The organism is Pseudomonas thermotolerans DSM 14292 (assembly GCF_000364625.1).
Classification (GTDB): domain Bacteria; phylum Pseudomonadota; class Gammaproteobacteria; order Pseudomonadales; family Pseudomonadaceae; genus Aquipseudomonas; species Aquipseudomonas thermotolerans.
The window spans coordinates 36,830-60,953 of record NZ_KB822621.1 but is presented as its reverse complement, the minus strand read 5'-3'; the positions used below and the strand labels follow the sequence as shown (position 1 = coordinate 60,953).

The 24,124-nt window shown below is 65.4% G+C and carries 20 protein-coding genes and 1 tRNA gene; 4 read left to right on the top strand and 17 right to left on the bottom strand.

What is annotated here, in order from left to right:
* Window positions 1–147 (top strand): ATP-binding protein (locus H165_RS19290; RefSeq protein ID WP_017939859.1); only part of this gene is annotated, 147 nt, incomplete at its 5' end.
* On the opposite strand, the gene H165_RS19840 is transcribed toward H165_RS19290, so the two are convergent.
* The 8 genes from H165_RS19840 to rpsU form a co-directional block, all read right to left on the bottom strand.
* Entirely contained in the window at window positions 144–1,151 is a 1,008-nt protein-coding gene (locus tag H165_RS19840) for a restriction endonuclease (RefSeq protein ID WP_017939858.1), read from the bottom strand. The two genes, H165_RS19290 and H165_RS19840, sit on opposite strands and share 4 nt — an antisense overlap.
* Window positions 1,148–2,488, bottom strand: a complete 1,341-nt coding sequence (locus tag H165_RS0115495; RefSeq protein ID WP_017939857.1) for a restriction endonuclease subunit S — start codon at window positions 2,486–2,488, stop codon at window positions 1,148–1,150. The genes H165_RS19840 and H165_RS0115495 overlap by 4 nt, the downstream gene beginning before the upstream one ends.
* Entirely contained in the window at window positions 2,478–4,046 is a 1,569-nt protein-coding gene (locus H165_RS0115490) for a class I SAM-dependent DNA methyltransferase (RefSeq protein ID WP_017939856.1), read from the bottom strand. The genes H165_RS0115495 and H165_RS0115490 overlap by 11 nt, the downstream gene beginning before the upstream one ends.
* 443 nt (window positions 4,047–4,489) lie before the next feature.
* Window positions 4,490–4,566 (bottom strand) — tRNA-Ile (locus H165_RS0115485).
* 13 nt (window positions 4,567–4,579) lie between these two features.
* Window positions 4,580–8,314, bottom strand: a complete 3,735-nt coding sequence (locus H165_RS0115480; RefSeq protein WP_017939855.1) for a bifunctional diguanylate cyclase/phosphodiesterase — start codon at window positions 8,312–8,314, stop codon at window positions 4,580–4,582.
* A gap of 114 nt (window positions 8,315–8,428) precedes the next feature.
* Window positions 8,429–10,282, bottom strand: a complete 1,854-nt coding sequence (rpoD, locus tag H165_RS0115475; RefSeq protein ID WP_026146669.1) for an RNA polymerase sigma factor RpoD — start codon at window positions 10,280–10,282, stop codon at window positions 8,429–8,431.
* A 67-nt stretch (window positions 10,283–10,349) separates the two neighbouring features.
* Window positions 10,350–12,302: a DNA primase gene (dnaG, locus tag H165_RS0115470; protein ID WP_017939853.1), complete on the bottom strand. Its 1,953-nt coding sequence runs from the start codon at window positions 12,300–12,302 to the stop codon at window positions 10,350–10,352.
* 135 nt (window positions 12,303–12,437) lie between these two features.
* Window positions 12,438–12,653 (bottom strand): 30S ribosomal protein S21, encoded by a 216-nt coding sequence (gene rpsU / locus H165_RS0115465; protein ID WP_017939852.1) that lies wholly within the window; start codon window positions 12,651–12,653, stop codon window positions 12,438–12,440.
* 206 nt (window positions 12,654–12,859) lie between these two features.
* On the opposite strand from rpsU, the gene tsaD reads away from it, so the two are divergent.
* Window positions 12,860–13,891: a tRNA (adenosine(37)-N6)-threonylcarbamoyltransferase complex transferase subunit TsaD gene (gene tsaD, locus H165_RS0115460; RefSeq protein ID WP_017939851.1), complete on the top strand. Its 1,032-nt coding sequence runs from the start codon at window positions 12,860–12,862 to the stop codon at window positions 13,889–13,891.
* A gap of 11 nt (window positions 13,892–13,902) precedes the next feature.
* On the opposite strand, the gene plsY is transcribed toward tsaD, so the two are convergent.
* Window positions 13,903–14,472: a glycerol-3-phosphate 1-O-acyltransferase PlsY gene (gene plsY / locus H165_RS0115455; RefSeq protein WP_017939850.1), complete on the bottom strand. Its 570-nt coding sequence runs from the start codon at window positions 14,470–14,472 to the stop codon at window positions 13,903–13,905.
* Between the two features lie 70 nt (window positions 14,473–14,542).
* Here plsY and folB point away from each other — a divergent pair, with 70 nt between their 5' ends.
* Together folB and folK are read left to right on the top strand one after the other, a co-directional pair.
* Window positions 14,543–14,896 carry a dihydroneopterin aldolase gene (folB, locus tag H165_RS0115450; protein ID WP_017939849.1) on the top strand — a complete coding sequence of 118 codons (354 nt, stop codon included), beginning with the start codon at window positions 14,543–14,545 and terminating at the stop codon, window positions 14,894–14,896.
* Window positions 14,887–15,426, top strand: coding sequence for a 2-amino-4-hydroxy-6-hydroxymethyldihydropteridine diphosphokinase (gene folK / locus H165_RS0115445; protein ID WP_017939848.1), 540 nt, complete (start codon window positions 14,887–14,889; stop codon window positions 15,424–15,426). Before folB ends, folK begins: the two co-directional genes overlap by 10 nt.
* Window positions 15,427–15,432: 6 nt before the next feature.
* Here folK and H165_RS0115440 read toward each other — a convergent pair whose 3' ends face one another.
* The 8 genes from H165_RS0115440 to apaG form a co-directional block, all read right to left on the bottom strand.
* Window positions 15,433–16,659, bottom strand: coding sequence for a multifunctional CCA addition/repair protein (locus tag H165_RS0115440; RefSeq protein ID WP_017939847.1), 1,227 nt, complete (start codon window positions 16,657–16,659; stop codon window positions 15,433–15,435).
* A gap of 62 nt (window positions 16,660–16,721) precedes the next feature.
* Entirely contained in the window at window positions 16,722–17,234 is a 513-nt protein-coding gene (locus H165_RS0115435; RefSeq protein WP_017939846.1) for a DUF4136 domain-containing protein, read from the bottom strand.
* Between the two features lie 62 nt (window positions 17,235–17,296).
* Window positions 17,297–18,844: a SpoVR family protein gene (locus H165_RS0115430; protein ID WP_017939845.1), complete on the bottom strand. Its 1,548-nt coding sequence runs from the start codon at window positions 18,842–18,844 to the stop codon at window positions 17,297–17,299.
* Between the two features lie 10 nt (window positions 18,845–18,854).
* Window positions 18,855–20,126 (bottom strand): YeaH/YhbH family protein, encoded by a 1,272-nt coding sequence (locus tag H165_RS0115425; protein ID WP_017939844.1) that lies wholly within the window; start codon window positions 20,124–20,126, stop codon window positions 18,855–18,857.
* 104 nt (window positions 20,127–20,230) lie between these two features.
* Window positions 20,231–22,153, bottom strand: coding sequence for a PrkA family serine protein kinase (locus H165_RS0115420; RefSeq protein WP_017939843.1), 1,923 nt, complete (start codon window positions 22,151–22,153; stop codon window positions 20,231–20,233).
* A gap of 314 nt (window positions 22,154–22,467) precedes the next feature.
* Window positions 22,468–22,797 (bottom strand): thiosulfate sulfurtransferase GlpE, encoded by a 330-nt coding sequence (gene glpE / locus H165_RS0115415; RefSeq protein ID WP_017939842.1) that lies wholly within the window; start codon window positions 22,795–22,797, stop codon window positions 22,468–22,470.
* Window positions 22,798–22,870: 73 nt separating this feature from the next.
* The gene (locus tag H165_RS0115410) at window positions 22,871–23,719 is read right to left on the bottom strand and encodes a symmetrical bis(5'-nucleosyl)-tetraphosphatase (RefSeq protein ID WP_017939841.1); all 849 of its coding nucleotides are present in this window, start codon (window positions 23,717–23,719) and stop codon (window positions 22,871–22,873) included.
* Window positions 23,719–24,099: a Co2+/Mg2+ efflux protein ApaG gene (gene apaG / locus H165_RS0115405; RefSeq protein ID WP_017939840.1), complete on the bottom strand. Its 381-nt coding sequence runs from the start codon at window positions 24,097–24,099 to the stop codon at window positions 23,719–23,721. The genes H165_RS0115410 and apaG overlap by 1 nt, the downstream gene beginning before the upstream one ends.
* Window positions 24,100–24,124: the final 25 nt, after the last annotated feature.

Below are 24,124 nucleotides of genomic sequence, written 5' to 3'. Positions count from 1 at the left end.
GACAACTGGCACGAACTGATCGGCGATCCAACCCTGGCCGACGCCATCCTCGACCGCCTGGTGCACAACGCCTACCGGATCAACCTCAAGGGCGAATCGATGAGAAAGCGGGTGAAGAAATTGACGACACCGGGCACCTCAGACTAACAATGCAACCCCTGCGTCGCTGCGCTCCGACTGCCCGGCCGGATGGCCGTGGAACAGGTGGCCAGATGGCCGTGGAATGCCTGGCCAGATGAGAGCGGACTGGGTGGCCGGATGGCGTGGAATCCGCACCCGTTGATCAGGCCGATGCGCGGGAAGCCGGGCTCCAGCGCCACGTCGGCGGCGGCATTCTGGAAGTCGGCGGTGGTGATGAAAGCGCCCTGTCCACCGAAAGGGATGGCCTGCCGAAGCTGTCGCACCGTGTTCGCACTGACCTTGGCGCCGAGCTTGTAACGTTTGGCCTGCACAAAGACCTTGACCTTGGCGAGGTTGGCGACATTCAGCTCCCCCGTGGCGTCGACGCCGCCATCGCCCGTCTTGCCGGTGACCTCCGAACCCTCGAAGCCCAGCGCGGTGAGCAGATGCCCGACCAGAATCTCGAACTCCTTGTCGTCCAGCTCTAGCACCTGTTCCAGCACAACGCGGTAGGGGTCGTACAATGAAGGAGCCGACTTGGGCGCCAGATCCGAGCGGCCAATGGCCGCCAGAAACTCGTCGCGCTGGGAAACGGCAAATACGGTCAGAGAAGAACGGATCGTGTTCTGGAAGGGCACGGAGAAGTCCCCACGCTTGAGCCGTTCCTTTGCCCACACGACCCGACGGCGGTGGCGATAAGGGCAGCCATCATCACCTGGTGCAAAGTAATACGAGGGCTCTGGCGCGACCTGCCCGTAGTGCAGCCACTCGGTATCGGCAGCAGGCGTGATGACATAGTCGCCGGCCGCAATCTCCAAGAGGAAGCGCGCAATCTGCCCAACCTGTTGCCCAATGACGATGTTGCTCGTGTCGTCTGGGTGTTCGGCTTTGTAGATTGGATACAGCTCGTCGCGCGACCTGATCGCAGACAGATCCGTGTTTGGCAACCAGCCAATGGCGACGTAACCGCCCTCGACGAAATGCTTGGTGAAAGTGCCGAATTCGGCTCGAACGCACCAGACGTTGGTCATGTCGCGGCCTCCAAGAAACGCTCGGCATCCTTCACGCGCAGTTCGCCGGAGATCAGCTTGGGCAGCAGCGTGTCGCGGAGCTGGGCGAGGGTTCTGGATTGCTGACTATTTTGCAGAACTTGGTTCATCAATGCCTCAACCATATTGGAGAACGCCGCGATGACGTTCTCGTTGGCAGCAAAGACCCGGATTTCACGAAGCTGATCCGGTTTGACCCGTTGGTGGCTGTTCGATGTCCCTGTCACCAGTTGGCACATGGATTCGACGAACTCAGACGATGATGCGAGGCAATACAGGAAGGCGCTGTTTGCGGGAGGCTTCGGAGCCCAAACAATAAACTCCGTCGAGCAAACCGCCCTATCGCCCGCTTGACCAACCAACCAGACACGGGGGATGTGAGGATTGAGCTTTGACACCAGTACAGCCCCGTCTGGAACCGGCGTCTTGTTACTCTTGATCGATCCGCCAAGTTCAATGACAGGCATCTTGCTGGCATCGAAGGCAGGAATGCTGTAGTGCGTGAATCTCTCCCCTGGTTCGTCGGTAGGATTCACAGCCCCCTTTCCTTGCTGGGCCACATCACCGAACGAGAAGACGCGCCACCCCTCCGGAATCTCCCCCAGCTCCGATTCGACGAGGCGATCGGGGAAGAGGTCGTAGAGGTGGGCGGGGAGGCCGGGGAGGGATTGGCCGCGCTGCCAGCGGCCTTCCATCTTGGCGCGCACGGGTTCGAAGTCCACGAACCACGCCTTGAACAGCGCGCGGGCCATGGCTTCCAGCGTTTCGTTTTGCTTGCGGTTGAGTTCTATTTTGTCGTCCAGCGTGCCGAGGATGTGGGCGATGGCGCGTTGTTCGGCGATGGGCGGCAACCGCAGTCGAATTGCTTTGAGCGAAGTCACCGGCCGACTGATGGCTGGGACGCCGGTTTGCGAAGTGTTCGCTAACAGTGCAGCTTGACCTGCGGGCGACTTGAAGAAGTAGTAGATGAATTCAGAGAGCGCCTTTTGCTTGTTGCAGGCCAGTTTCATCTGACTTTGCGAAACGACGTAGCGAGAAAATGGTTGATTTGGAATCAGGCCAACCTGCCCAAGCGTGCCTCGATGCGTGAACACCAGATCGCCGGGAAATGCATTAGCGTTAGCAAGGTCGTTGGCCTTTTCCTCCGTTAGAAAAACGAAGCCTTCGCCGTGAAATCGCCCATTGGTCAGGTTGACGCCGCGGATTACTGGCACACCCTTTGGCACGAAGTTGTCAGTCTTAATGTCCGAGCCGAACGGCCCCATCGCTATCTTTTCTGCGATGTCTTCAACACGAACTGTCTGCCACTCATTCGCCATACCCAAGCTCCTTCAGGTTGGCTTCAATCGCCGCGTCCAGTTTGGCCGCTGTTGTCCGCTGCTCGCGCCACAACGCCGAGAGCCGCGCCATCTTTTCCGCGAACGGTTCGCCGTCGTCTTCCTGCTCCGCCGCGCCCACGTAGCGCCCCGGCGTGAGCACGTAGTCGTGCTTGCGGATCTCGTCCAGCATGGCGGACTTGCAGAAACCCGGCACGTCGGCGTATTCGCCGGCGTCCTTTTCGCCGCGCCAGGCGTGGTAGGTGTCGGCAATCTTTTTGATTTCCTCGTCGGTGAGTTCGCGCCGGGTACGGTCCACCATCACGCCCATGTTGCGGGCGTCGATGAACAGCACCTGCCCGCGGCGGTCGCGCAGGCCACCCTTCTTACTGTTTGCGGGGTTCTTGTTGCGGGCCAGGAACCACAGGCAGGCGGGGATCTGGGTGGAATAGAAGAGCTGCCCCGGCAGCGCCACCATGCAGTCCACCGCGTCGGCTTCCAGCATGGCCTTGCGGATTTCGCCCTCGCCGCTCTGGTTGGAACTCATGGAGCCGTTGGCCAGCACCACACCCGCGGTGCCGTTGGGGGCGAGGTGATGGTAGATGTGCTGCAGCCACGCATAGTTGGCATTGCCCACGGGCGGTACTCCGAACTGCCAGCGCACGTCTTCGCGCAGACGCTCGCCGCCCCAGTCGGAGATGTTGAACGGCGGGTTGGCAAGGATGTAGTCGGCCCTGAGGTCGCGCAGTTCGTCCTTGTGGAAGCTGCCTTCGTTGTTCCAGCGGATGTCGGCGTCGATGCCGCGCACGGCCAGGTTCATCTTGCACAGGCGCCAGGTGGTGTAGTTGGACTCCTGGCCGTAGATGGCGATGTCGCCGATGCGGCCGCCGTGCTCCTCGACGAACTTTTCCGATTGCACGAACATGCCGCCCGAACCACAGCAAGGGTCGTAGACGCGGCCGGAATACGGCTCCAGCATTTCCACCAGCACGCGCACCACCGAGCGCGGGGTATAGAACTCGCCGCCGCGCTTGCCTTCGGCGCCGGCGAACTGGCCGAGGAAGTATTCGTAGACGCGGCCGAGGACGTCCTTCGACTTGTCGCCATCCTCGTTCAGCGCGATGCCGGAGATCAGGTCGATCAGCTCGCCCAGCATCACCTTGTTGAGGGCGGGGCGGGCGTAGTCCTTGGGCAGCACGCCCTTGAGGGATTCGTTCTCCTTCTCGATGGCGCGCATGGCGTCGTCGATCAGGGTGCCGATGGCGGGCTGTTTGGCGTTGGCCTGCAGGTGCGACCAGCGCGCTTCCTTGGGCACCCAGAACACGTTGTCGGCGAGGTATTCGTCGCGGTCTTCGGCGGCGGCCGGGTCTTCGGCCAGCAGCGCCTGGTGCCTGGCCTCGAAGGCGTCGGAAATGTACTTGAGGAAGATGAGCCCGAGGGCGACATGCTTGTAGTCGGAGGGCTCCATGTTGCCGCGCAGCTTGTCGGCGGCCTTGAAGAGTTCGGCCTCAAAACCGAGGGAGGCGCCGTTGGCGTTTTTGGCGACCCTTTTCTTTGTCATGCTGTTCTTGTCCTTTGCGTGATGTTCTTTTTGCTCTCTGGCAATGATCCGGCGCCTGGGCTCGCGGCGCGCATCAGGCATGCTCAATGCCTGGAAACGCCAGCGAATCCCTGGTCCATGGTCAGGGAACCTTCCCCCTCTCAGGCAGCCTGAGCCGCTGCTGGATGTACACGCCATGCACCATCTCGTCTTCGGTGCGGCGTGCCTAGTCTTCGGCGTCGCGCTTGGTGCGGACGGTTTTGGTGTTGGTCGGCCAGCCGCGTTTTGCGGACTACGGCCTTCCAGGTGCCGGCAGGGGTTTGACGATCGTGGCCATCTGAAAGGACTCCAAAGGCAGGCTGGCGTACCAGCACTGTACCGATTTTGTACCTTTGGACCATGGGACTGATCCAGATGCCACTACCGTAATGAGAACAAAGCCGCGCAATGCGCGGCTTTGGAGGTGGTGGGCCCACACGGACTCGAACCGTGGACCAAAGGATTATGAGTCCTCTGCTCTAACCGACTGAGCTATAGGCCCGAAGGACGCCGGATTATAGCGGCGCCTTGTCGGCGGAGCCAACTGGCTGGCCGTTGCCGAGGAACAGGCTGGTGAAGTCCTCGGCCGGCAGCGGCGGGCTGACCAGGAAGCCCTGGATCTGCTCGCAGCCTTCTTGGGCGAGGAAGGTCTTCTGCGCCTCCTTCTCCACGCCCTCGGCGATCACCGTCAACTGCAGGCTGCGCGCCAGGGCGATGATGGCGCGGACGATGGCGACGTCGTTGGAGTCGTCTGGCAGGCCGCGGACGAAGGACTTGTCGATCTTCAGGCTGTCCAGTGGCAGACGCTTCAGGTAGCTGAGCGAGGAGTAGCCGGTGCCGAAGTCGTCGATCGCCAGTTCCAGACCGAGGGCCTTGAGTTCGTGGAGGATGGCCAGGGCCTCCTCGGTCTCGCTCATGATGAAGCCTTCGGTGATCTCCAGCTGGAGCCGTTCGGCGGGCAGGGCGAATTCGTCCAGCAGGGCGGCGATGCGCTGGGTCAGTTGCGGATGGCGCAGCTGGGCGCTGGCGAGGTTGACCGACAGCGGGCCGAAGGGGACGTGCTGGTGGTGCCACTGGCTCATCTGCCGGCAGGCCTCGCGCAGCACCCAGTCGCCGATCTGCTGGATCAGGCCGCTTTCTTCGGCCAGCGGGATGAAACGGTCGGGCGGCACCTCGCCGATCACCGGGTGGTGCCAGCGGATCAGTGCCTCGGCACCGGTCAGGCGCAGGTCGGCGAGGCGCAGCTTGGGCTGGTAGTGGAGGCTCAGCTCGTTGCGTTCCAGGGCGCGGCGCAGCTCGTTCTCCAGGGCCATGCGCTGGGTGGCCTGGTAGGTGAGGTCGCGGGTGTAGAGCTCGACGCGGTTGCGGCCGCCGGCCTTGGCGCGGTACATGGCGGCGTCGGCGTTCTTCACCAGGGTGGCGACGTCCTGGCCGTCCTGCGGGTAGAGGCTGATGCCGATGCTGGCGCTGATGAAGAACTCGTGGCTTTCGGCCGGGAAGGGGGCCTTGAAGCAGTCGAGCAGCTTGTTGGCGACCGCCACGGCGTCGTCGGCCTGGTGCAGGCCGGGCAGCAGGATGATGAACTCGTCGCCGCCCAGGCGGGCCACGGTGTCGATGTCGCGCAGTTGCTCGCGCAGACGCTGGGCGATGCCCTTCAGCAGCTCGTCGCCGACCGGGTGGCCGAGGCTGTCGTTGATGTGCTTGAAGCGGTCCAGGTCGAGGAACAGCACGGCGCCCAGGCGGCCGTCGGTCTGCGCGTCGGCCAGGGCAGCGAGCAGGCGGCTTTCGAACAGCAGGCGGTTGGGCAGGCCGGTGAGCGGGTCGTGGTGGGCCTGGTAGTCGAGGCGTGCCTGGGCGTGCTTGAGGATGGTGATGTCGGCGAACACCCCGACGAAATGGGTGATCTCTCCGTGGGTGTCGCGCACCGTGCTGATGGTCAGCCATTCCGGGTAGATCTCGCCGTTCTTGCGGCGGTTCCAGATCTCCCCCTGCCAGTGGCCTTGGTCGGTGAGGCGGTGCCACATGGCCAGGTAGAAGGCGCTGTCGTGCTGCCCGGAGGCGAGCATGCGCGGGGTTTGGCCGAGGGCTTCCGCCTCGCTGTAGCCGGTGATGGTGGTGAAGGCGCGGTTGACCGCGGTGATGCGCTGCCGGGTGTCGGTGATCATCACCCCTTCGGCGGTGCTTTCGAACACCGTGGCGGCCTGGCGCAGCTTCTCCTGCATCTGCTGGCGCTCGGTGATGTCGCGGGCGATGGTCAGCATGCAGGGGGCGTTGCCGATCAGCAGGGTCTGCACCGACAGCTCGCAGAGCTTGATCTGACCGCTGCGTGTGCGGATGCTGGCGAGGAAGTCGCGCACGCTGCCGTCGCGCTGCAGCAGGTCGATCATCCGTTGGCGCTCGCCGGGTTCGACCCACAGACCGAGCTCGAGGGTCGTGCGTTCCCGCGCTTCCTCGGCGCTGTAGCCGCTGATCAGGGTGAAGCCTTCGTTTACGTCGATCAGCCGGCCGTCGCTCAGGCGGGAGATCAGCATGCCGTCCGGGTAGGCATGGAAGGTGCGGGCGAATTTTTCCTCGGAGATCCGCAGCTGCTCCTGGGCTTCCTTGAGCTGGGAGATGTCGCGTACCGCGACCACCAGGGCGGGAATGTCGTCGAGCTGGATGTGCTGGGAGGAGATCAGCCCGGTGAAGCATTCGCCGTTGCGTCGGCGGAAGGACATTTCCATGTTGTGCAGGCTCTGCTGCTGCATGCGCTGCAGCAGCGTCAGGGCGATTTCCGGGGTGTCCCAGATGCCCAGTTCGCTGGTGGTCTTGCCGATCGCCTCAACGGCGCTGATGCCCAGCTGTTCCTCGAAGGTGCGGTTGACCTTGAGCAGGCGGCCGTCCGTGCGGCGGGCGATGACCTGGAGGTCCGGAGAATGGTGGAACACCGAGGAGAACTGCTGTTCGGAAAGGCGCAGGGCACGCTCGGTCTGCATGGCTTCGGTGATGTCGATCATCAGCCCGCGCAGCAGAGGCGTGCCGGCCTGGTCGATGAGGGTGACGATGTCGCGTATCCAGACCACCCGGCCGTCGGCGGCGATCATCCGGTAGTCGAAGGTGTGATCGCGGCCGGCCTCGCTCTCGCAGGTGCAGTAGGCGATGGCCTGGGCGGCATCCTCGGGATGCAGAGTGCGCTCCCAGAAGCCGGGCTCGAGCCATTCGTCGAGGGGGTAGCCGAGTAGTGTCTCGGCGTGCGGCGAGACGTAGGTGAAGCGGTAGTCGGCGCGGCGCATCTCCCAGGCGATGGCCGAGAGGCTTTCCAGCAGGCCGCGATAGTGCTGCTCGCTGTTGCGCAACTGCGCTTCCAGCACCACGCGGCGGCTGATCTCGCTGCTCAGGCGGTGGTTGATGCGCAGGATGATGGCGAGCGTGGCCAGCATCGCGAGGAGGATCGGCAGGCCGTAGAGCAGGACTTCGCGCCAGCGGTGGTGGGGCTCCTGCACCGAGCCGACCCAGGGGGCCTGGAGGGCGTCGACTTCCGCGGCGCTGAGTTCAGCGAACAGCTTGTCGAGGATCCCCACCAGCCGTTCGTGCTGGGGCGGCACGGCCATCGACAGCTGGTAGCGGTAGGGCGTCTCGCCGCTGACGTGCAGGCCGTCCAGCCTGAACTGGCGCAGGCTCCAGACGCTGGAGGCGAGGTCGCTGACGAAGGCGTCCACCTGGCTGGTGGCCAGCGCCTGCAGGGCGGCGCCGACGTTGGGCAGGGGCAGCAGGCTGAGGTCGGGGTGCCGGCTGCGCAGCAGCTCGTGCGGGGCGTAGTCCTGCACCACGGCGACCTTGAGGCCGTAGAGCTCCTGCAGGGTGCGTGGCTGTGGGCCACCCTGGCGGGCCAGGATGATGATCGGGAAGTCCAGGTAGGGGCGGGTGAAGCGCAGGTAGGCGCGCCGCTCCTGGGTGGACATGATGCCCGGTAGCAGGTCCAGTTCGCCGCGCCGGGCCTGGGCCAGGACCTCGCTCCAGTTGCGTGGCTCGACCGGCAGCAGGCGGATGCCGAGGCGCTGTTCGATGAGGCGCACGTAGTCCGCGGCCAGCCCCCTATACTGGTCGTGCTCGTCGCGGAATTCGAAGGGCGGCCAGGAGGTGTCGATGCCCAGGCGCAACTGGCGGTGTTCGGCGAGCCAGGTGCGTTCCTCCTGGCTGAGGTCGAGCGCCACTGCCGGCGTGCTCAGGAACGTCAGACACAACAGCAGAATGGCCGGCAGTCGCGGCATGGTGTCCCGTCCCCGAGCAGTGGCTTGTCGCCAGAGTGTAATCGGCGGCGGGGGAGGCCGGAAGCCTGCCCGAAAAGCAGAACCCCGACCGGCTGGTCGGGGTTCTGGAGGGGGTCACTCGTCGAGGAACGAACGCAGGTGCTCGCTGCGGGTCGGGTGGCGCAGCTTGCGTAGCGCCTTGGCCTCGATCTGGCGGATACGCTCGCGGGTCACGTCGAACTGCTTGCCGACCTCCTCGAGGGTGTGGTCGGTGTTCATGTCGATGCCGAAGCGCATGCGCAGCACCTTGGCCTCGCGCGCGGTGAGCCCGGCCAGCACCTCGCGGGTAGCTTCCTTGAGGCTTTCCACCGTGGCCACTTCGATGGGCGACTGCATGGTGGAGTCCTCGATGAAGTCGCCCAGATGCGAATCTTCGTCGTCGCCGATGGGCGTCTCCATCGAGATCGGCTCCTTGGCGATCTTCAGCACCTTGCGGATCTTGTCCTCGGGCATGTCCATGCGCTCGCCCAGCTCTTCCGGAGTCGGCTCGCGGCCCATCTCCTGGAGCATCTGGCGGGAGATGCGGTTGAGCTTGTTGATGGTCTCGATCATGTGCACCGGGATGCGGATGGTGCGCGCCTGGTCGGCGATCGAACGGGTGATCGCCTGGCGGATCCACCAGGTGGCGTAGGTCGAGAACTTGTAACCGCGGCGGTATTCGAACTTGTCCACGGCCTTCATCAGGCCGATGTTGCCTTCCTGGATCAGGTCCAGGAACTGCAGGCCGCGGTTGGTGTACTTCTTGGCGATGGAGATCACCAGGCGCAGGTTGGCCTCGACCATCTCCTTCTTGGCGCGTCGGGCCTTGGCCTCGCCGATGGACATGCGGCGGTTGATGTCCTTGATCTCGGCGATGGTCAGCTTGGTCTCGTCCTGCAGCTCGGCGAGCATCTGCTGGCAGCGCTGGATGTCGGCCTGCAGGTTGCCGATGGCCTCGGCGTACTTGGCCTTGCTCTTGGCGATCTCGGGCGCCCAGTCGAGATTGACCTCGTTGCCCGGGAACAGGCGCAGGAAGTCGGCGCGCGGCATGCGCGCGTCACGCACGCAGAGCTGCATGATGGCGCGTTCCTGGGCGCGCACGCGGTCCAGGGCATCGCGCACCACGGCGACCAGGGCGTCGTACTGCTTGGGCACCAGCTTGATCGGCATGAACAGGTCAGCCAGCGCCTGCAGTTCAGCGATGCCTTGCTTGCTGCCGCGACCGTACTTCTCCAGGGCCTTGTGGGTTTTCTCCAGCTGTTCGGCCACGGCGCTGAAGCGGCGGGCGGCCTCTTCCGGGTCCGGACCGCCGTCGCCTTCGGCCTCGTCGTCGTCGGAGGCTTCGGCGTCCTCGTCCTCGTCGTCGTCATCGGCCACCGCGGCGCTGCCGTTCTTCAGCTCGGGCACCGGGGCCTCGCTGGGTTCGGCGATGTCGTCGTCCGGGTCGATGTAGCCGCTGAGCACTTCCGCCAGGCGGCCACCCTCGGTGGTGACGCGCTGGTATTCGGACAGGATGGTGTCCACGGTGCCGGGGAAGTGGGCGATGGCGCTCATCACCTCGCGGATGCCTTCCTCGATGCGCTTGGCGATCTCGATCTCGCCTTCGCGGGTAAGCAGTTCCACGGTACCCATCTCGCGCATGTACATGCGTACCGGGTCGGTGGTGCGGCCAATGTCGGTTTCCACCGCGGCCAGGGCGGCGGCGGCTTCCTCGGCGGCGGCTTCGTCGGTTTCCGCTTCGGCCAGCAACAGGGCATCCGCATCCGGGGCGCTCTCGAATACGTTGATGCCCATGTCATTGATCATGCGGATGATGTCTTCCACCTGTTCCGGATCGGAAATATCTTCTGGCAGGTGGTCGTTGACCTCGGCGTAAGTCAGGTAGCCCTGCTCACGGCCACGGCTGATCAACTCTTTCAAACGAGACTGCTGTTGCGCTTTTCCGGACATAACACCCTATCCATTGAAGGTCTAGGCGGGCTGAAAACAAGCTGACCATTATAGCCGAGCACGGGCGTCACGCGCCAGTTGGGTTCGGCGTGATGGCGGAGGCGTTGCGGCTGAGAAGGTCGCGCAGCAAGGACTTTTCCTCGGCGCTCAACTCGCTGTTACGCGCTTTGCGGAGCAGTTGCTCCAAGCTGCGCTCGCGTTGGCGGGCGGCAAGAGTAGTTATAGTGTCGAAAAACTGTTGTTCAAGGCTGTCGGCGCTGATCAGCCACTCCTTTTCGGCCAATGCCTTGAGCAGGCGACCCTGTTCCGTGCCGTGCCAGCGGGCGATCAGCTGCAGGGCGCTGAGCTTCGGGTTCTTCTGCAGTGCGCCGAGCAGGGCGACCAGTAACTGGGCGTAGGTGTCGCCTTCGTCGGCGAAGTGGCTGACATCCTCTACCTTCTGGGCCAGCTGCGGGTGGTGCAGCAGGGTGCGCAGGGCGGTCAGGGTCGGCGATTCCACCTTGATCGGCTTGCGTGGAGGGTGCGGCAAATGGTCGCGGTCGCCCTTCCTCCAGCCCTTGCCATTGCCCTTCTGCCAGGGCTTGCGAGGGGCGAAGCTGTCGACAGGCGGCTCGAGGTGTCGGGCGTAGTCGGCGATGTCGGCGTAGTCGGCCTGGGCCTCGTAGTAGTCATGGGCGCCGGGCGGGGCCTCGCTGGTCGGTGCGGGCTGTGGCGTCTGCTGGGCCAGCTGGCCGAGGGCTTCACCGCTCAGCCCGGTGATCTCGCTAAGGCGCTGGCGCATCAGGGCGCGCAGGTTGGCGCCGGGAATCCGCTCGAGCAGCGGCGTGGCCAGGGTGACCAGGTGGGCCTTGCCCTCCAGGGAGCGCGGATCGGCCTCTTCCATCAGGTGCTGGAAGAAGTAGTCGGCCAGCGGCTGGGCATGCTGGGTGATGCGTGCGCGGAAGGCGTCGGTGCCTTCGCGGCGTACCAGGCTGTCTGGATCCTCGCCCTCGGGGAGGAACAAAAAGCGCGCGCGGCGGCCGTCCTGCAGGTGTGGCAGGGTGGATTCCAGGGCCCGCCAGGCGGCGCTGCGCCCGGCCTGGTCGCCGTCGAAGCAGAACAGGATGTTCGGCACCAGGCGGAACAGGCGCTTGACGTGCTCCTCGCTGGTGGCGGTGCCGAGGGTGGCCACTGCGTTGCGGATGCCCTGCTGGGCCAGGGCGATCACGTCCATGTAGCCCTCGACCACCATGATCTCGTCGAGGTTGCGGCTATGGCGGCGCGCCTCGAATAGTCCGTAGAGTTCCTGTCCCTTGTGGAACACCGGGGTTTCCGGGGAGTTCAGGTACTTCGGCTTGTCGTTGCCGAGCACCCGGCCGCCGAAGGCGATGACCCGCCCTCGGCTGTCGCGGATGGGGAACATGACCCGGTCGCGGAAGCGGTCGTAGCGCTTGCCGGTGTCGGCGTTCTCGATCAGCAGGCCGGCCTCGATCAGCGCCTTCTGCTGCAAGGCGTCGCCGCCCAGGTGTCTGAGCAGGTTGTCCCAGCCGGGTGGGGCGAAGCCGAGGGCGAAGTCACGTGCGATCTCCCCGGACAGGCCGCGGCCCTTCAGGTAGTCCACCGCGGCCTTGCGGGCCGGATGGCTTTTCAGCGCCTGGCGATAGTACTCGGCGGCGGCGGCGAGCAGCGGGTAGAGTGGCGAATCGCCAGACTGGCGCGGGGTGCCGCTGCGCCGGCCTTCCTCACGCGGCACCTCCATGCCGGCGGCGCGGGCCAGTTCCTCGACGGCCTGGGGAAACTCCAGGTTGTCGTGGTCCATAAGGAAGCCCAGGGCGTTGCCGCCGGCGCCGCAGCCGAAGCAGTAGTAGAACTGCTTGTCCGGGCTGACGGTGAAGGAGGGGGTCTTTTCCTTGTGGAAGGGGCAGCAGGCACTGTAGTTCTTGCCGGTCTTCTTCAGCTGGACGCGCGAGCTCACCACGTCGACGATGTCGGTGCGGTTGAGCAGGTCGTCGATGAAGGATTGCGGAATCAGGCCGGCCATGGGGATTCAGGATACTGGCGCTGGCAGTGCACGGAAACAACAAAACTCCGCGTATTCGCCATGGGCGAAGCGGAGTCCGTGTCTGCTGCGTGCGATGCCCGGGCTAGCCGGGCATTCTGGACGTTGCGCGCCGTATCAGTACAGGCGAACGGCGCGACGCTGTTCGCGCTGCACTTTCTTGGCGTGACGCTTGACGGCGGCGGCAGCCTTGCGTTTGCGCTCAGCGGTCGGTTTTTCGTAGAACTCGCGGCTGCGGACTTCGGCCAGCACACCGGCTTTCTCGCAGGAGCGCTTGAAGCGACGCAGGGCTACGTCGAAGGGTTCATTTTCTTTGACTTTGACGGAAGGCATCCAGGTCGTACCTACAATTGATTACCGGTATTGGGGCGCGCTCCCGGCAGGCGGCACGGGTGCGTCCGTTTTCAAGGGCTGCGGATGTTACCGCCTCGCCGCCCGGAATGCAAAGCCTCCGATAGAAAACCGCTGGTCGTGGGCGGCGGGCGGCGATTATCATGCGCCCCTCATTTTAGTCTGCTGGGACCTGAAGGCACGTACCCATGCTAGTGCTGGGGTTGGAAACATCCTGCGACGAGACCGGCGTCGCCCTCTACGACAGCGAGCGCGGCCTGCTAGCCGATGCCCTGTTCAGCCAGATCGACCTGCACCGCGTGTACGGCGGCGTGGTGCCGGAGCTGGCTTCCCGTGATCACGTCAAGCGCCTGCTGCCGCTGATTCGCCAGGTGCTGGACGAGGCCGGCGTGCGCCCCGCGCAGATCGACGGCATCGCCTACACCGCAGGTCCCGGTCTGGTCGGTGCGCTCTTGGTTGGCGCCTCCTGCGCCCAGGCCCTGGCCTTCGCATGGAGCGTCCCGGCGCTCGGCGTGCACCACATGGAGGGCCACCTCCTCGCGCCCATGCTGGAGGAAGCCCCGCCGCAGTTTCCCTTCGTCGCCCTGCTGGTGTCCGGCGGTCACACCCAACTGGTGCGGGTCGACGGCATCGGTCGCTACCAACTGCTCGGCGAGTCCCTGGACGACGCCGCCGGCGAGGCTTTCGACAAGACCGCCAAGCTGATCGGCTTGGGCTATCCCGGTGGTCCGGAGATAGCCCGTCTGGCCGAGCGTGGTACCCCGGGGCGCTTCGTCTTCCCGCGACCGATGACCGACCGCCCGGGCCTGGATTTCAGCTTCAGCGGCCTGAAGACCTTCGCCCTGAACACCTGGCAGCAGTGCCAGGCGTCCGGGGACGACGGCGAACAAACCCGCTGCGACATCGCTCTGGCGTTCCAGCAGGCGGTGGTGGAGACTCTCACCATCAAGTGCCAGCGTGCCCTTAGGCAGACAGGCCTGAACAGCCTGGTGATCGCCGGCGGAGTGAGCGCCAACAGGGCTTTGCGGGCCTCCCTGGAAAGCATGCTGGCACGCCTGAAGGGGCGGGTGTTCTACGCCCGGCCGCGCTTCTGCACCGACAACGGCGCGATGATCGCCTACGCTGGCTGTCAGCGCCTGTTGGCCGGACAGCACGACGGTCCGGAGATCGGTGTCAGGGCCCGCTGGCCGATGGACAGCCTGCCGAGTTGCCAGGCGTAGGTGGTTGCCGGCTAGAAATGCCGTTCGTGCCCGGCGAACAGATCGCGCAGGTTGCCGCGATGCCGCCAGACGATCAGCACGGTGAGCAGGGCCATGGGCAGCAGCGCCCCGGCCTGTTGCCAGGCCAGCAGTGGCAGGCTGAGCGGCGTGGCGATCAGCGCGGCCACCGAGCTGGTGCGGGTCAGCGCGAAGGCCAGCAGCCAGGCGCAGATGCACAGCAGCGCGGCGGGCGGATAGAGACCGAGCAGGACCCCGGCGGCGGTGGCCACGCCCTTGCCGCCGCGGAAACGGAAGTACAGGGGGTAGAGGTGGCCGATCACCGCGGCGAGGCCGATCCAGGCCTGCTGCTGGACGCCGAGGCCGAGCAGGGTGGCGGCCAGCACCGGCAGCAGGCCCTTGAGCAGGTCGCCGAGCAGGGTGAGGATGGCGAGCTTCTTCCCGGCGACCCGCAGCATGTTGGTGGCGCCAGGGTTGCCCGAGCCGCTGGTACGTGGGTCCGGGCCGCCGGCGAGGTGGCTGAGCAGGATGGCGAAGGACAGGGAACCGAGCAGGTAGGCGAGGATCGCCAGCAGCCAAAACATGGTATCCATTCCGGGCAGGGATGCCCCCGATTCTAACGGGGCACCGAGCCCTTGTCGTGGAGCAGAGCGGTTGGACAACGTATTTATCGAGGGCCTGGAGGTCGACACCCTGATCGGGGCGTACGACTGGGAGCGCAGCATCCGCCAGTGCCTTCGCCTGGATCTGACCTTCGCCTGGGACGTCAGTGGGCCGGCCGCCGACGATGACCTGGGCAAGGCGCTGGACTATGCCAGGGTGTCGGCAAGCATCGAGGCGTTCGCCCGCGCAGCGCGCTTCGAACTGGTGGAGACTTTCGCCGAACGCCTGGCGGAAGCCCTGATGAGCGAGTTCGGCATTGGCTGGCTGCGTCTGCGGGTCACCAAGCCGGGCGCCAATCCCGCGGCGGCGGGCGTCGGCGTGGAGATCGAGCGCGGATGTCGCTAACCCCGGTTTTCCTCGGTCTGGGCAGCAATGTCCAGCGCGAGAAGCATATCCTCGCTGGCCTGGATGCCCTGGCCGGTTTCCTCCATGAGCTGCGCTGCTCGCCGGTGTTCGAGAGCGAGGCGGTGGGTATCAAGAGCGGGCATTTCTACAACCTGGCGGTGGTGGCGCTCACCGACCTGCCGCTGCACGAGCTGGATCGCCGGCTGAAGGCCATCGAGGCGGACAACGGCCGCTACGCGCCGGGGCGCCAGGGGCTGCCGCTGGACATCGACGTGCTGCTCTATGGCGACCAGGTCGGTGATTTCGACGGTCTGGTGCTGCCGCGCCCGGAGATCCTCCGCAACGCCTTCGTGCTCTGGCCGCTGGCCCTGCTGGCGCCGGACCAGCTGCACCCGGAGGCGGGGCGCAGCTTCGCCGAGCTGTGGCGGGAGATGCGCAGCGAGCAGCGCCTGTGGCCGGTGGCTCTGCAGTGGCGAGGCGTCGAGCTGACCCCGCAGGAGCTGCTGCTGGCCCACCCGCTGCCTGTCTGAGGGCGGCTAGGCCCGTTCCGCCTTGTACGCCTTGAGCGCGGCGAGGCGCTCGCGGGCCAGTGCCTCGCCCAGCTCCGCTCCCTTTAGACCACGCTCCAGCAGGGGCTGTACGGCCACCGTGCGGGCCGCGTCAGCCGCGCCGCGCAGGTAGGCGGCCTGGGGATAGTCGCGCTGCTCCAGGCCGTGGCGGCCGCGGGCGTCCATCTCGCAGGCGGCGATGAATTCCTCGAAGCGCTGCGGCCGGCGGTAGGCGTCGAAGCGCTGCAGCAGCTCCAGCAGGGTGGCTGGGCGCAACTCCAGGGCGCGGTGGGCGTGAGTGTGGAACTCGCCGACCAGCACGGCCAGCTCGGCGCAGTCGCGCGGCGCCTTGCAGCGCTGGTTAACTGCCTGGATCAGGCGCACGCCGCGCTGCTCGTGGGCGATGTGCCGTGGCCATTGCTCGGGCGGGGTCAGGCCCTTGCCCAGGTCGTGCAGCAGGCAGGCCCAGCGCACGGTCAGCGGCTGCTCGCGAAGGGCGCACTGGCGCAGCACCATCAGGCAGTGCACGCCGGTATCCACTTCCGGATGGTGGGCTTCGGGCTGCGGCACGCCGAACAGGGCGTCCAGCTCCGGCAGCAGGTGGGCCAGGGCTCCGCAGTCGCGCAGCACCTGGATGAACACGTCCGGGCGTGGCTCCATCAGGGCGCGGGAGATCTCCTTCCAGCTACGCTCGGCGGTCAGCGCCTGCAGTTCGCCGGAGTCGGCGATCCGGCGCATCAGCTGCAGAGTTTCCTCGGCCACCCGGAAGCCCAGCGGTGCGTAGCGGGCGGCAAAGCGGGCGACTCGCAGCACGCGCAGAGGGTCCTCGGCGAAGGCCGGCGAGACGTGGCGCAGCAGGCGGGCCTGGAGGTCCGCCTGGCCGCCGTAGGGGTCGATGATCCGGCCCTGATCGTCTTCGGCCATGGCGTTGATGGTCAGGTCGCGGCGCAGCAGGTCCTCTTCCAGGCTGACGTCGGGGCTGGCGTAGAAGGTGAAGCCGCCGTAGCCCCGGCCGCTCTTGCGTTCGGTACGGGCTAGGGCGTACTCCTCGCCGGTCTGCGGATGCAGGAACACCGGGAAGTCGCCACCCACCGGGCGGAAGCCGCGGGCCTGCATGTCCTCGATGCTGGCGCCGACCACCACCCAGTCGATGTCCGTCACCGGCCGGCCGAGCAGGCGGTCGCGCACGGCACCGCCAACCTTGTAGATCTGCATGAACTGTCCTCCGTGGAGGAGAACAGGATACCCCTTCCCGGGCTCCGCGGCCCGGGAAAAGCCTAGGGATGCGCCTCGGGCAGCTGCTGCAGGAGGGCGCGCACGGCACGCTGCAAGTAGTCGACGCGGTAGCGGCCCGGGCTCAGCCCGGTGCTCACGGTGCCTTCCCAGAGCACCTGGCCGTCCGGGCTGGCGAGGCGCAGGCGCAGGGTGCCCGCTTCGTCGCGCAGGCGGTGGACGGCCTGGTAGGGGCCGAGCTCCTCGGGCGGGGAGATGTCGACGCGGTATTCCAGCGGGTGGTCGTCCAGGGTCAGCCAGTAGTAGGCCAGCAACTGCGGAGTCTGGCTGTCGCGGTAACCGCGCTCGAGAAGCCCCTGGCGAAGCAGTGGGCCGAGCTCGGCGTAGCGTTGCGGGTAGGGGGCGGGGGCGCTCTTGGCCTGTTCCGGCGGCATCAGCTGGAAGCTCTGGCGGCCGGCCAGCTCCGGTGTCGCGCTCTGCACGACGTGGATCTGCGGGATGTGGCTGGCGCAGGTGGCCAGCCCGAGGCACAGCAGGATGAGGGCGATGACGCGCATGTTGCGGGGCCTCCTCGGGCGGTGGGGCCATGCTCGGCCCCGCCGGGGTGAGGGTCAACCGATCAAATGGGCGGTAGCGCCAGCTCTAGGCGAGTGTGTTCGTCGCTGTCCTGTTCTCCGCGCGGTGGCATGTGCAGGCTCTGCACGATCTGGTCGCCGCGCACGCTCTCCAGGTGGATGTCGAAGCCCCACAGGCGGTGCAGGTGCTTGAGCACCTCGCCGGTGGACTCGCCGATCGGCTTGCGGTCGTGCTGCTGGTGGCGCAGGGTCAGCGAGCGGTCGCCGCGGCGGTCGACACTCCAGATCTGCACGTTGGGCTCGCGGTTGCCGAGATTGTACTGGGCGGCCAGGTACTCGCGGATCAGCCGGTAGCCGGCTTCGTCGTGGATCGCCGGGATCACCAGCTCGTCCTTCTGGTCGTCGTCGAGCACGCTGAACAGCTTGAGGTCGCGGATCACCTTGGGCGACAGGAACTGCAGGATGAAGCTCTCGTCCTTGAAGCTGCGCATGGCGAACTTGATGGTCTCCAGCCAGTCGCTCCCGGCGAAGTCGGGGAACCAGTGGCGGTCTTCCTCGGTGGGGTTCTCGCAGATCCGGCGGATGTCGCTGTAGATGGCGAAGCCCAGGGTGTAGGGGTTGATGCCGCTGTAGTAGGGGCTGTCGTAGCCCGGCTGGTAGATCACGCTGGTGTGCGCTTGGAGGAATTCCAGCATGAAGCCGTCGGTGACCAGGCCCTCGTCGTACAGATCGTTCATCAGGGTGTAGTGCCAGAAGGTCGCCCAGCCCTCGTTCATCACCTGGGTCTGGCGCTGCGGGTAGAAGTACTGGGCGATCTTGCGCACGATGCGTACCACCTCGCGCTGCCAGGGCTCGAGCAGCGGGGCGTGTTTCTCGATGAAGTAGAGGATGTTCTCCTGGGGCTCGGCCGGCCAGCGTTTGCTGTCCTCCTCGTGGTTCTTGCGGGAGCCCTGGGGAATGGTCCGCCAGAGGTCGTTGATCTGCCGCTGCAGGTGCTCCTCACGCTCCTTCTGGCGACGCCGCTCCTCCTCGGCGGAGATCGGGTAGGGGCGCTTGTAGCGGTCGACGCCGTAGTTCATCAGGGCGTGGCAGGAGTCCAGCAGTTCCTCTACCGCGTCGATGCCGTGGCGCTCTTCGCACTGCATGATGTACTGCTTGGCGAATACCAGGTAATCGATGATCGAGCTGGCGTCGGTCCAGGTGCGGAACAGGTAGTTGCCCTTGAAGAAACTGTTGTGGCCGTAGCAGGCATGGGCGATCACCAGGGCCTGCATGCACATGGTGTTCTCTTCCATCAGGTAGGCGATGCAGGGATCGGAGTTGATCACGATCTCGTAGGCCAGACCCATCTGCCCGCGCTTGTAGCCCTTCTCGGTGGCCAGGAAGTGCTTGCCGTAGGACCAGTGGTGGTAGCCCAGGGGCATGCCCACCGAGGCATAGGCGTCCATCATCTGTTCGGCGGTGATTACCTCGATCTGGTTCGGGTAGGTGTCGAGCGCGTAGCGCTCGGCCAACCGGGCGATCTCCCGGTCGTAGGCGCGGATCAGCTCGAAGGTCCATTCCGAACCAGTGGAAATGGGCTGACGCTTCATTCTCGGGCCCTCATGCGCTGAGTCGGCGCTGGAACAGCTCGCGGAACACCGGGTAGATGTCCGCCACCGACACTATCTGCTGCTGGGCGAAGGTGTGCGGGAAGGTTTCGCGCACCTGTTCGTATTCGTACCACAGGGCCTGGTGCTCCCGTGGGGTGATCTCCACGTAGGTGAAGTACTGCATGGACGGCATGATCTGCTTCATCAGGATATCCCGGCAGATCGGCGAGTCGTCGTTCCAGTTGTCGCCGTCCGAGGCCTGGGCGGCGTACAGGTTCCACTCGTGGACCGGATAGCGCTCGGCCATGATCTCTTGCATCAGCTTGAGCGCGCTGGAGACGATGGTGCCGCCGGTTTCCCGGGAGTAGAAAAACTCCTCCTCGTCCACCTCCTTGGCGCTGGTGTGGTGGCGGATGAACACCACGTCGATCTTCTCGTAGTTCCGCTTGAGGAACAGGTAGAGAAGGATGAAGAAGCGCTTGGCGATGTCCTTGGTGGCCTGGGTCATCGAGCCGGAGACGTCCATCAGGCAGAACATCACCGCCTTGGAGGTGGGGTTGGGCTGCTTGACCAGCAGGTTGTACTTGAGGTCGAAGGTATCCAGGAACGGCACCCGCTTGATGCGCGCGCGCAGCCGCTCGATTTCCGCCTCGATCCGCTGGATATCGCCGAAGTTGTCCGGTTCTTCCCGTTTCAGGCGCTCCAGCTCCGCCTGCGCCTCGCGCAGCTTGGCGCGGCTGCTGCCGGACAGGGCGATGCGCCGCGCGTGGGCCGAGCGCAGGGTGCGGACGATGTTGATGCGCGACGGGTTACCCTCGTTGCTGATGCCGGCGCGCACCGTCTTGAAGGAGTCGGCGCCGGCCAGGTGGCGCTTGATCAGGTTGGGTAGCTCGAGGTCCTCGAACATGAAGTCGAGGAACTCCTCCTGGGTGATCTGGAAGACGAAGTCGTCCATGCCCTCGCCGCTGTTGCTGGCCCGGCCGCTGCCGCTGCCCCCGCCGCCGCCCGAGGGGCGCGGGATGCGGTCGCCGGCGACGAACTCCTTGTTGCCGGGGTGGACGATCACCTGCCGTCCCCCGCGGCCGTGGTGAAGGATGGGTTCGTCGATGTCGCGGCTGGGAATGCTGATCTGTTCGCCGTGCTCCATGTCCGTTATGGAGCGACGGCTGACGGCCTCCTCGACGGCCTTCTTGATGTGCTCGCGGTAGCGGCGCAGGAAGCGCTGCCGGTTCACCGTGCTCTTGTTCTTGCCGTTCAGACGGCGGTCGATCACGTAGCTCATAGAGGCCCTCCGGGCCGCGTCAGGCCGCAAGCTTGGCGGAGCGGGCGGAGGCCTGCCGGCTCCCGCCCGTCCTGCAGCCCGGGGCCTGCCGCCCGCGACTGCTGTTACTGCGATTTACGTACCCGCAAGTACCACTCGGAAAGCAGGCGTACCTGTTTCTCGGTGTAACCGCGCTCGACCATGCGTTTGACGAAGTCGTTGTGTTTCTGCTGGTCCTCCTTGCTCGCCTTGGCGTTGAAACTGATGACCGGAAGCAGGTCCTCGGTGTTGGAGAACATCTTCTTCTCAATGACCACGCGCAGTTTCTCGTAGCTGAGCCAGGAGGGGTTCTTGCCGTTGTTGTTGGCGCGGGCGCGCAGCACGAAGTTGACGATCTCGTTGCGGAAGTCCTTCGGGTTGCTGATGCCGGCCGGTTTCTCGATCTTCTCCAGCTCCTCGTTGAGGGCTACGCGATTGAGGATTTCGCCGGTTTCCGGGTCGCGGTATTCCTGGTCCTGGATCCAGAAGTCGGCGTATAGCACGTAGCGGTCGAAGATGTTCTGTCCGTACTCGCTGTAGGACTCCAGGTAGGCGGTCTGGATTTCCTTGCCGATGAACTCGATGTAGCGCGGCGCCAGGTATTCCTTGATGTAGCGCAGGTAGCGCTCGCGCACCTCGGCGGGGAACTGTTCCTGCTCGATCTGCTGTTCCAGCACGTAGAGCAGGTGCACCGGGTTGGCGGCGACCTCGTGGGGGTCGAAGTTGAACACCTTGGAGAGGATCTTGAAGGCGAAGCGGGTGGACAGGCCGGTCATGCCCTCGTCCACTCCGGCGGCATCGCGGTATTCCTGGATCGACTTGGCCTTGGGATCGGTGTCCTTGAGGTTCTCGCCGTCGTAGACGCGCATCTTCGAGTAGATGTTGGAGTTCTCCGGCTCCTTGAGGCGCGACAGCACCGAGAACTGGGCGAGCATCTTCAGGGTGTCCGGGGCGCAGTGGGCGTGGGCCAGGGAGCTGTTGGCCAGGAGCTTCTCGTAGATCCTGATCTCGTCGCTGACGCGCAGGCAGTAGGGCACCTTGACGATGTAGATGCGGTCGATGAACGCTTCGTTGTTCTTGTTGTTGCGGAAGCTGTGCCATTCCGACTCGTTGGAGTGGGCGAGGATGATGCCGTTGAACGGCAGGCCGCCGAGCCCCTCGGTGCTGTTGTAGTTGCCCTCCTGGGTGGCGGTCAGCAGCGGATGCAGCACCTTGATCGGCGCCTTGAACATCTCGACGAACTCCATCAGGCCCTGGTTGGCGCGGCACAGGGCGCCGGAGTAGCTGTAGGCGTCGGCGTCGTTCTGCGGGAATTCCTCCAGCTTGCGGATATCCACCTTGCCGACTAGCGAGGAAATGTCCTGGTTGTTCTCGTCGCCTGGTTCGGTCTTGGCGATGGCGATCTGGTTGAGGATCGACGGGTAGAGCTTGACCACCCGGAACTTGCTGATGTCGCCGCCGAACTCGTTGAGGCGCTTGGTGGCCCAGGGCGACATCACGGTGCGCAGGTAGCGGCGCGGGATGCCGTACTCCTCCTCGAGGATGGCGCCGTCCTCGTCCGGGTTGAACAGGCCGAGGGGCGACTCGAATACCGGCGAGCCCTTGATGGCGTAGAAGGGCACCTTCTCCATCAGTTGCTTGAGCTTCTCGGCCAGGGATGACTTGCCGCCCCCCACCGGGCCGAGCAGGTAGAGGATCTGTTTCTTCTCCTCCAGGCCCTGGGCGGCATGTCGGAAGAAGGCGACGATCTGGTCGATGCTGTCTTCCATGCCGTGGAAGTCGGCGAAGGCCGGATAGCGGCGGATCACCTTGTTGGAGAAGATCCGCGACAATCGGGGATCGAGAGAGGTATCCACCAGTTCCGGCTCGCCGATGGCCATCAGCATGCGCTCGGCGGCGGTGGCGTAGGCGCTGGGATCCTGCCTGCACAGGTCCAGGTATTCCTGCAGCGAGTACTCCTCCTGGCGCGTCGCCTCGAAGCGTTGTTGGAAGTGGCTGAAAATGCTCATGTCGTCACCTCGCTCGATGCGGAAAGTCGGCGCCGGAACGATCGGTTGTGCGAGTGTTGGCTGTGGCCGGGAAGTCGGCCGTTGGAATAGTCCCCCAGTACACGCACCGCAATGGTCACTCCGATGGCCCGGAACCGGTAGGCCGGCTCTCCTTTGGGATGGCCTCGGTTAAAGAGTAGTTCGGATTCGGCGGGGTCAAGCATCGGGGAACGCCAACGGGGGCTGGCCGTTCGTCCGGGATGGCGGGCAGGCCAGCGGTGGCGGGCGCTGCGGGAGACTGTAAATTTTTTTAGGCGAGAGGGAATGGGCGGGGCTCAGTCGCCCGTCTGCTGGCTGACGTCTCCGGGATAGAGGCTGCGCCACAGCTCGAAGCCGCCGTCCAGGCTGTACACCTCGGCGAAGCCCTGGCTGGCCAGGTAGGCGGCGGCACCCTGGCTGGAGTTACCGTGGTAGCAGGCGACGATCAGCGGCTGGTCGAAGTCGGCCTGGGCGATGAATTCGGCCAGCGAGTAGTTGTCCAGGTGGCGCGCCCCGCTGATGTGGCCGAGGGCGTAGCTCTGCGGATCACGGATGTCCACCACCACGGCGCCGTTCTGGCGCAGGGCCTGCGCCTGCTCGGGGGAAATACGTTTGAAGTCGGTCATGGGCAGCTCCAGGCTTCAAGCTGCAGGTCGCACGCAACAGCCAAAGCAATGGTTGATGGGAACGCTCAGCTTATCAGTTGCGCGCGCGGCCGGCATCCGGGGCTAGGGCGCCCTTGCACTCGCAGCGGATCCGCTCGCCGCTGTCCAGGTTCAGCAAGGTCATGGCACCGCCCCATACGCAGCCGGTGTCCAGGGCGAACACCCCGGGCTCGTCGCAGCGGCCTTCCAGGGCGGCCCAGTGGCCGAAGACGATCTTCAGGCCGCGGGTCTTGCGCTCCAGATGGCTGAACCAGGGCGCGTAGCCCTTGGGCGCGCTGCCCAGGCCTTCCTTGCTCTTCAGGTCCAGGGTGCCGTCGGCTTTGCAGAAGCGCATGCGGGTGAAGTAGTTGGTGATCACCCGCAGACGCTCGATGCCGCGCAGGTTCTTGTGCCAACGGGCCGGTTCGTTGCCATACATGCCGTCGAGAAATTCGCGGATGCGGGTGTCGTCCCTGAGCACTTCCTCCACCTCGGCGGCACGCGCCAGGGCCTTCTTCAGCGTCCACTGCGGTGGGATGCCGGCGTGCACCAGGGCGGTGTCGCGCTCGGCGTCGTAGTGCAGCAGCTTCTGCTGGCGCAGCCAGTCGATGAGGTCGGCGCGGTCCGGGGCCTCGAGGATCTCCTTCAGGGTGTCGGACTTCTTCAGCCGCTCGACGTCGTGGGCCACGGCCAGCAGGTGTAGGTCGTGGTTGCCCAGCACACAGGTCAGGGAGTCGCGCATGGCGTACAAAAAGCGCAGGGTCTCCAGGGACTGGGGGCCGCGGTTGACCAGGTCGCCGACCAGCCACAGGCGGTCCCTGGCCGGGTCGAAGGCCACCTGACGGAGCAGGCACTTGAGCGGTTCCAGGCAGCCTTGCAGGTCGCCGACGGCGTAGGTGGCCATCAGTGCAGCGCTCCCGGCACGGCCAGACGGAAGGGGGCGATGGGGGCCTCGAAGTAGGTCCCGTCAGCGGCGAGCATCTGGTAGCTGCCCTGCATGCTGCCGACCCGGGTGGGCAGTACGGTGCCGCTGGTGTAGACGTGGGCCGCCCCCGGCTCGATCAGCGGCTGCTGGCCGATCACCCCGGAGCCACGGACTTCCTGCACCTCGCCGTTGCCGTCGGTGATGATCCAGTGGCGGCTGAGCAGGCGTGCTGGCAGGCTGCCCAGGTTGCGGATGGTCACCACGTAGGCGAAGGCGTAGCGCTGCTGTTCGGGCTGCGACTGTTCCGGTAGGAAGCGGGTGATGACGCTGACGTCGATTCGGTAGCGAGGATCGCTCATGGGGTACGGCTCGGGCAATCTGCTG